Origin of the sequence: Lancefieldella parvula (assembly GCF_963530955.1) — a bacterium.
In the GTDB taxonomy this organism is placed as follows: Bacteria; Actinomycetota; Coriobacteriia; order Coriobacteriales; family Atopobiaceae; genus Lancefieldella; species Lancefieldella parvula_A.
Genome location: NZ_CAUSFQ010000065.1, coordinates 1 through 8,136, shown reverse-complemented (window position 1 = coordinate 8,136; position 8,136 = coordinate 1). Strand labels below are relative to the sequence as shown.

8 protein-coding genes are annotated in these 8,136 nt (G+C 50.3%); all 8 read right to left on the bottom strand.

The window, feature by feature from the left end; translation table 11 throughout:
* Nucleotides 1-301, bottom strand: a 301-nt coding sequence (locus RWJ43_RS05085) for an ROK family protein (protein WP_314008569.1), incomplete at its 3' end; no start/stop codon positions are given.
* Nucleotides 302-316: 15 nt separating this feature from the next.
* The gene (locus tag RWJ43_RS05080; RefSeq protein WP_314008567.1) at nucleotides 317-1,240 is read right to left on the bottom strand and encodes a dihydrodipicolinate synthase family protein; all 924 of its coding nucleotides are present in this window, start codon (nucleotides 1,238-1,240) and stop codon (nucleotides 317-319) included.
* Nucleotides 1,241-1,357: 117 nt separating this feature from the next.
* Entirely contained in the window at nucleotides 1,358-2,326 is a 969-nt protein-coding gene (locus tag RWJ43_RS05075) for an acetylxylan esterase (RefSeq protein ID WP_314008565.1), read from the bottom strand.
* Nucleotides 2,323-3,363 carry an alpha/beta fold hydrolase gene (locus RWJ43_RS05070; RefSeq protein ID WP_314008562.1) on the bottom strand — a complete coding sequence of 347 codons (1,041 nt, stop codon included), beginning with the start codon at nucleotides 3,361-3,363 and terminating at the stop codon, nucleotides 2,323-2,325. Before RWJ43_RS05070 ends, RWJ43_RS05075 begins: the two co-directional genes overlap by 4 nt.
* A gap of 66 nt (nucleotides 3,364-3,429) precedes the next feature.
* Nucleotides 3,430-4,251, bottom strand: coding sequence for an ABC transporter ATP-binding protein (locus RWJ43_RS05065; protein ID WP_314008559.1), 822 nt, complete (start codon nucleotides 4,249-4,251; stop codon nucleotides 3,430-3,432).
* On the bottom strand, nucleotides 4,252-6,291 hold the full coding sequence (locus RWJ43_RS05060; RefSeq protein WP_314008556.1) for a dipeptide/oligopeptide/nickel ABC transporter permease/ATP-binding protein: 2,040 nt from the start codon (nucleotides 6,289-6,291) through the stop codon (nucleotides 4,252-4,254).
* Between the two features lie 4 nt (nucleotides 6,292-6,295).
* On the bottom strand, nucleotides 6,296-7,252 hold the full coding sequence (locus RWJ43_RS05055; RefSeq protein WP_314008553.1) for an ABC transporter permease: 957 nt from the start codon (nucleotides 7,250-7,252) through the stop codon (nucleotides 6,296-6,298).
* 155 nt (nucleotides 7,253-7,407) lie between these two features.
* Nucleotides 7,408-8,136 (bottom strand): ABC transporter substrate-binding protein (locus RWJ43_RS05050; protein WP_314008550.1); only part of this gene is annotated, 729 nt, incomplete at its 5' end.

Genomic DNA, 8,136 nt, shown 5'->3' with positions numbered 1-8,136 from the left:
GCATAAGCTCATTTGCGTAAGTGATGTCGCCCGTACGAGGGTCAACAACACCAGCAGAAGAAATGCCCACGCCAGAGATGGTAAGGCCCAGCTCTTCTGCGCGAGCAAGCGCCTCTCTAATTGCCTGGAGAACGGTGGCAAGAACCTGCTTGCCACCCTCTTTTGCGTTAGTTGGGACCTTTTTTACGGACTGGACGTTTGGAGCGTCAGTGCCGTTAAGGGTGACTATTCCGCAGGCAATTTTTGTACCGCCAATATCAACAGCACAAACATGTGTTGGAGAAACAAACTTAGAGTCCATGATGTCCCCTCTTGTTTAGAGAAGGCCGTTTGCAATAAGAACCTGCTTGATTGCCTCACGGTTCTGGCCATCAAGTGGCTTAACAGGGCGAGGCATCTGGTCAGAATCAAAAATGCCCATGAGGTTAAGTGCGCACTTGAAGGCGCCAACGCCAGCACCATAGCCCTGAACGCCTGAAGTGACATCAAAGATGTGGGAAATCTCGTTGAGTCGGTCCTGTTCACGCTTGACCTCTGCCCAGTTACCTTCCTGAGCTGCCTTCCACATGCGGACATAGCCCTCTGGCTCAACATTAGCAAGGCCAGGAACAGAACCGTCTGCACCAGAAAGAAGCGCGCCGTCAACAACAATCTCATGGCCAGTCAGAAGAGTTAGAGGATGACCGTTCTTCTCGTTCTCCTGAACAAGATACCTGAAGGAGACGTCATCGCCAGAAGAGTCCTTAACGCCTGCAAGAACGCCCTCTGCGCCTAGACGAGCAAGCATCTTCCAAGAGAGTTTAGTGTGAACGCAGACAGGAATGTCATACGCAAACAGAGGTGCATCCAGCTCCTGGTGGAGAATACGGAAGTGCTCCTCAACATCAGCTGGGCCGCCAAGTGCGTAGAAAGGAGCGGTTGCCACAAGAGCATCTGCGCCCAGTGCGAGGGCACGGCGACCGTGCTCCAAGACGCGCTCGGTCTCGGTATCAATGATGCCCACAAGAACCGGGACACGGTGGTCAACAATGCGAACAGCCTCGCGCACAATCTGATCGCGACGCTCATCAGTTGCAAAAACAACCTCACCAGAAGAGCCAAGGAAGAACAGGCCGTCTACGCCAGCTTCAATGAGACGATTAATGGAGCGCTCAAATGACACAACATCAAGCTGATGGTCTGGGGTATCTGGGGTTACAACTGGTGGAACAACACCGCTAAATGGTACGTTACTGGACATGCTTTATCCTTTCACACGTTGGAAAATCCAACTGGTTTCATACAACAATGTACTGAAGTAGCCGACCAAAGCATTGATCAAAAGCAACTTCAACGAACCTACGTAATTATAGCCCGCTTAGTTATGACAAAGCCCTGATATAACCTCGCAGAGATAGTTGATTTGCTCGTTCTCAAACTGATTGATGCGCTCGTGGCCAAACTTGGGATACACACGCATTTCCTTCTGTCCCACTATGCGGTTGTACAGCGCAAACGTTCCCTCAGTTGGCGCGGTCTGGTCCAGCAGGGCCGTGCCGATAAGCGCAGGTACACGCACCAGCTCGGCCGCGCACGCGCTGTCGAGAAGACCGACCGCGTCGATAGCTGCATCTGACTGCGGAGTGTCTCCGCACCCGACAACCGAGCGCAGGGTTGTTGCGTTGTCGGCAAAGAGCGGGTTCAGCGCCATGGTAGCGCTCACATCCTTGGGCAGAAGCGCAGCCGCAAACAATGCCTGCGAGCCGCCTAGACCTTCTCCCCAGGTAACGGTTGTGCGTCCCAGAAAGCGTGAGGCAACCGAGGCAGCTACCAGCGCGTCATCGATGAGCTGCTTGAGCGTGGAGGATGCAGCGTCATCTGGGTTGATGAGCGCGTGAGCATGCTCCTCTGCGCTAAGCGCTCCCCTCCAAGCGTCTTTGAGTGACGCTTCGCACGGGCGAGCCTCTAGGGCTACAACAGGCATACCAAGCGCCGAGAAACGCAATAGGTGCAGCCAGCTACGCACTCCCCGACCAAGATCGGAGAAGAGCACCACCACTGGTAGCTTTGCCGAGGCGGACAACTCTGTCGCAGCTAGCGGTTCTGCCACCGACACACCTGCTGGAAGAATGACGCGAGCACGCAGCTGCGTCTGGTCAGTTGAGGTGAATGTGATGCGCTTAAACGTTGCCGCCTGGGTAGCAGACGGAAGCTCAACCACACTCTCTACGTGCGCATTTTGTGCAAACGCTACGGACGTCTCCCAAAATGATTCAAAGTTTGATGGTCTAAGCCACGCGCCGCGATAAGAACGAGCATCTTCAAGCCTTTGTGTTAAGCCCCTCATGCTTTCACCTCGCCTTCTGCTTGAGCAGGAAATGACGAGTCCAACTTTTCAAGAGCTTGCTCTCCCTTGTCTGAGCAGAAGAAATCAATGATCTTATCGTCAAAATCACCAATCTCTTCATGCGCATATCCGGGATAAAGAAGATGTCTCTTTGGGCAGGTCAAGGCATTGTAAGCTGCAAACTGAGCCTCGGGAGGAACTACCGGGTCATCAAGTCCGGTGCCAAAAAGCACAGGACAGGTAACCAGGCGCGCAAAATTGACTGAATCAATGTAAGCAAGCTTTGCAAAGACCTCATCAACGCGAGAACCATCTGCATCAAACCAGCGGGAATAATAACGGATGCCCTCGTAGGCAACCTCATCAGCATTAAGCTCCCACACACACCTAAAATCAGTGAGGAAGGGATAAAGAATCGCTGCCCTATTAATCAGGTCTTGATTGAGTGCGCAGGTAGCAAGACCAATACCGCCTCCCTGCGAGGCGCCGTTTACAAAAACGCGATCTGTATCAATTCCTTCAAGCTGTCTAACAATTCTGCAGAGCAAGCGAATGTTCTGATACAGATGAACAAAGTAAAGGTCCTCTACAGGTCCATCCAGTCCAAGCACCAAGTGACCAGAGACGGTAGTGCTCTTGTACGAGCTTCCGTCCAAACTACGGCCACCCTGCCCAGGATTATCAAGCGCAATCAGCGAGCAGCCCAAGCCCAAAAATGAGCTCTGCTCAAACCAACTGCGAGAAGATCCTGGATAGCCATGAAACTGTAAAACAAGCGGAGTTTGTACATCTAAGGCAGTCTGTGGACGCAGGTACTTTGCGTAGACTTCTGCGCCATCAATACCCACAAACGTTAGGTCAAAAAAGTGAGCTGAAGCAGTTGACGTGACCTCTGTTGAAGGAACAATCTGCCAGCTTAAAGGAGCATTATCTGCTTCCTCCATACGTGCCTTCCAAAACGCCTCAAAATCTGGAGGATAGGGCGTCAGAGCATGAGCTGCCTTCAATTCTGCAAGCTCAAGCGTTTCTTGGTGCATTTCTCCACCTAACAAGCTAAAAGAGCGCAGCCTAAGCTGCGCTCTGGTCAAACAAAAACGTAAGCGCTACTCACCCAGTTTAGGATGAAGCAGAGATGGTGCAGCACCCAAAAGCGTCTTAGTGTAAGGATCTGTTGGATGCTCAAAGACCTGCTTAGCAGGACCATCTTCCATGATCTGGCCGTGGTTCATAACAATGATGCGGTCAGAAACATAGCGGACAGTCTGGATATCGTGCGAAATAAAAATCATCGAGAGACCCAGCTCAGACTTGAGGTCTGTAAGCAGGTTCAAAATCTGCGCGCGAACAGAAACGTCCAGTGCGGAAGTAGGCTCGTCAGCAATGATTGCCGATGGGTTCAGAGAAAGCGCACGAGCAATTGCAACACGCTGACGCTGACCACCAGAGAGCTGACCAGGAAGGGCGCGAAGTGCGGAATGTGGAAGTCCTACCAGACCGACAAGCTCATTAATACGGGCTTCTCGCTCCGCCTCTGTGCCTACCTTATGTACGAGCAGTGGATCCATGAGCTGGTCTTTAACAATCATACGAGGGTTAAGAGCAGTTGCTGGGTCCTGGAAGACAACAGAGACAACGCGGCCAATCTGCTTTCTGAGCTCTGGAGTACGCTTTGTAACATCCATTCCCTTGAAGTACACATGACCGGACGTTGGTGACTGAAGGCCACACATGACATTTGCGGTAGTGGACTTTCCGCAGCCAGACTCACCAACAATACCAATGGTCTCACCAGGCATAAGCTTGAGAGAAACATTCTGTACTGCGTGAACCTTATTAGGCTTAAAGATTGAACCCGTACGTGTTTTAAACGTAACCGAAATGTCATCGAGGAAGATAATTGGCTGCTCTTCAGTTGTTGTAGCCATTTACCTCACCTCCTTTTGAGAACGCTCAAGGTAAGGCACAAGACCATGCTCCTTCAGATACTCATCAGGCAGCTCGGAGAAACGATGGTGCTTACCAGGAATCTCCTTGATAACAGGGTGAACCTCAAGACCCAGATCTGGGTGACTTGAACGAGGAGCAAACCTATCGCCTGTTGGGAAGTCTTCTGGAGAAGGAACAGAACCTGGTACCTGGTGAAGCCTGGTACCATCCTGTGCGCCTTCCTCAATGGAAAGAACAGAGCCGAGAAGACCGCGGGTGTACTCGTGAACAGGATTGGTCAGAAGCTCAGTAGTAGCTGCCTGCTCAATAACCTGACCTGCGTACATAACGGTAATCTCAGAAGCAACCTCTGCAACAAGCGCAAGGTCGTGGCTAACAAAGATCATTGCGAAGCCAAGACGACGCTGGAGGTCATTTAAGAGCTTGATGACCTGCTTCTGAACAGTAACGTCCAAAGCAGTAGTTGGCTCGTCACAGATAACCAGCGAAGGATCGCGGGTAAGCGCCATTGCAATCAGAACGCGCTGACGCTGACCACCGGAAAGTTCGTGTGGATAAGACTCAAGCGTACGCTTTGGATCCAGACCAACAAGCTCCAGAAGCTCCTCTGCGGAACGAGTGCCTCCCCTGCTGGTAAGCTGCTTCATCTGAGAAGAGATAAGCATGGATGGGTTCAGCGAAGACAGAGCATCCTGGTAGACCATTGCAAGCTCATGTCCAAGCAGCTTGCGGTGCTCTTCTTTGGAGAGCTTCAGGAGGTCTTGGTCTTTGTAGAGAACCTGACCAGTAATAGTCTCTTTTGGATCTGTCAGACCCATAATGACCTTAGTGGTAATAGACTTGCCGCAGCCAGACTCGCCAACCAGTGCCATGCACTGACCAGGACGAACATCAAAGCTTACATGATCAACAACCTTAACGTCTCCATGAGACTCAAAGCTGATGCAAAGATCTTTAACACTGAGCAATGGTGCAACATCAAAGTCTGGCTTACGCCTATCGGTTCTGGACAGCTCAACTTCTTTGAGTGCATTGAGTCTGCGCTCAAGAGACTCTGCCTGCTCTGCATACGCACGAACTGGATCAGACGCAAGAATGTCATCTGCACGCCTGGAGTCAGAGTTCTCTGTATCTACAGGAGCTCCAGGTGCTGCTGCCATAGCGTCAGTAAGACCCTCGGAGAGGATGTTCAGTGCCAGGCAGGTCATCATAATAGCCAGACCTGGGAAGAATGCCTGCCACCAGCGACCAGCAAGAACGCCAGCACGGGCATCAGCCAGGATATTACCCCATGTAGGAGTTGGCTCTGCAATACCTGCACCAATGAAGGTCAAAGATGCCTCAAAGATAATTGCGTCTGCTACCAGCGTAACGGTAAAGACCATGATGGGAGCAATGCAGTTACGAAGAACGTGCTTCCACAAAATCCATGGTGCACGAGCACCAGAAACAATGGTTGCCCTTACGTAATCCTCGCCGTACTCACTTACGATGTTTGCACGAACAATACGCGCAATCTGTGGCGTGTACATAAAGCCAATGGCAAAGATGATTGAAGGAACGCTGTTACCAAGAATAGAAACAAAGACTGCTGCAAGTGCAATGCCTGGGAACGACATGATGATGTCGAGCACACGCATGATGACCTCAGAGACAGCCTTTCTAGAAACAGCGGCAATAGCACCAATAATTGAGCCACACAGTAGCGCCATACCCGTAGCACCAAAACCAATGACCAGTGAATACTGACCACCATAGAGCATACGAGAAAGAATATCGCGGCCCTTATCGTCAGTACCAAAAATGAATCCATTGCCTGGAGCCTGACGAGCGTTGAAGATCTCAAGTGGGTTATGTGGAGCAATAAAATTTGCAAAGACAGAAGCAAGAACAACAAAGACAAGAATGACAAGAGCAATCTTGGAAGCTGTCTTCATCTTCTTAAAGCCACCAAAGGTTGAACCCTTTGCAGCAGCTTCTTCGAGCTTCTCGACTTGTTTTTTTCTAATTTGTACCATCGCACTACACCGTCCTAATGCGTGGGTTAATCAAGATGTACAACATATCAACAACAATGTTGATGATGATGAAGGACAGTGCAACGACAACAACAACGCCCTGAACAAGCATTGCCTCGTTACCCTGGATGCCCTCAAGAATTGCGGTACCCATGCCAGGAAGGTTAAAAATAACCTCAATAACAACGGCGCCACCCATGAGGTAACCAATCTTCAGACCAAGCGTGGTTACAGGGGTAATAAGAGCGTTGCGAAGTACGTTTCTTGCGATGACGATTCTCTCTGGAATACCGGCGCCGCGAGCAGTGCGGACGTAGTCCTTATCCAGCTCCTCGACCATTGCGGTACGAACAATACGGGTCATCTGACCAGACATTGGAACCGCAAGTGCAAATGCCGGCATAATCATACGAGCAAAGTAGCCGACAAGATTTACCGTAGGATCTGGTAGTGCTCCAGAGGCTGGTAGCAGCTTAAGCGTAGACGCAAAGACCAGAATCAAAAGAACTGCCAACCAGAATGATGGCGTTGCAAGACCGGCAATTGAGAATACGCGGATGATTTGATCGGGCCATTGATCTCTATAGAGAGCCGCAATAACGCCCAACGTAAACGAAACTATTGCGCCAATAAAGAGACCCATAAAGGTCAACTGCATAGTTACTGGCAGAGCCTTTGAAATTCTTTCAGCAACTGAATAGTGAGAAGTGCCGTAGGTACCCAAGTTTCCATGAGCAACATCACCGATATAGCGTACATATCTCACAGGCCATGGGTCATCAAGGCCATTCTCAATGTGATACTGCTGGATAGCTTCTTCAGAAGCAGACTCTCCCAAGGCATTGTATGCAGGATCAACATGCGAGAAAGACATTAGGAAGAATACGAGAAAGGTGACGCCTAGAGCCATAATCGGCAGCGCAATAAGACGGCGTCCGATAAGACGTAATAGGTTGTTCACTATCTCCCCCTCTCTCTTTAAAACAAACCGTACAAATAAAATTTGATGAGACTTTGCACATCTCAGGACTGAATTTTGCGAACAAGAGCCCGAGCGTTATAAGTAAAACGCTCGGGCCCCAATGTATGAGATGCTAAGCGCGTAACGACAACAAATTAGCTAGCAGTAACTGTGTTGACATCAATGAAGGACATACCGGTAGTTCCGATGCCCTTGAAGCCCTTGAGAGCAACGCCGTTGCTGTTTGGCTTCTCGCTCCAAGAAGCGGTGAAAGTCTTAGCAAAGAGAACTGGGTACAGAGGTACGTTCTCAGCGATGATGTCGAAGCACTCGTTCCAAGTGGACTGCTGATCGGCACCAGACTGGCCAAGAGCCTTGGTCATAAGATTGTGGAGCTTGGTCCACTCATCAGACTCCTTCCATGGGCAACGCTTGGTCATCCAGACGTTATCGCCATACCACCAGTTAAGCAGCAGGTCGACGTCTGCGCCGAAGCAGGAAGGATCGCCAGGGGCAAGCAGGATATCCCAAGAACCGTCAACTGCGTCGATTGCAGCATAGGTTGCAGGAGAAGTATCGGAAACAATGCTTACGTTAAATCCGAGTGCATCAAGATCGTTCTTGACCTGAGTTGCCATGGACTTAACCTGCTCGTTATCGGTGGTGCGGAGAACAACATCACCTGGGGTAATACCGGACTCAGAGATGAGCTTCTTAGCCTTGTCAACATCATGAGCATAGACAGTGGATGCTTTGTGATAGTTAGCAAAGGAAGAAGGAAGGTAGCTGGTAGCAACCTCTGCCTGACCAGAGAATGCGTTTGCAAGCATCTTATCTGTATCAAGTGCATAGAGACATGCCTGGCGAACCTTAACGTTATCCCA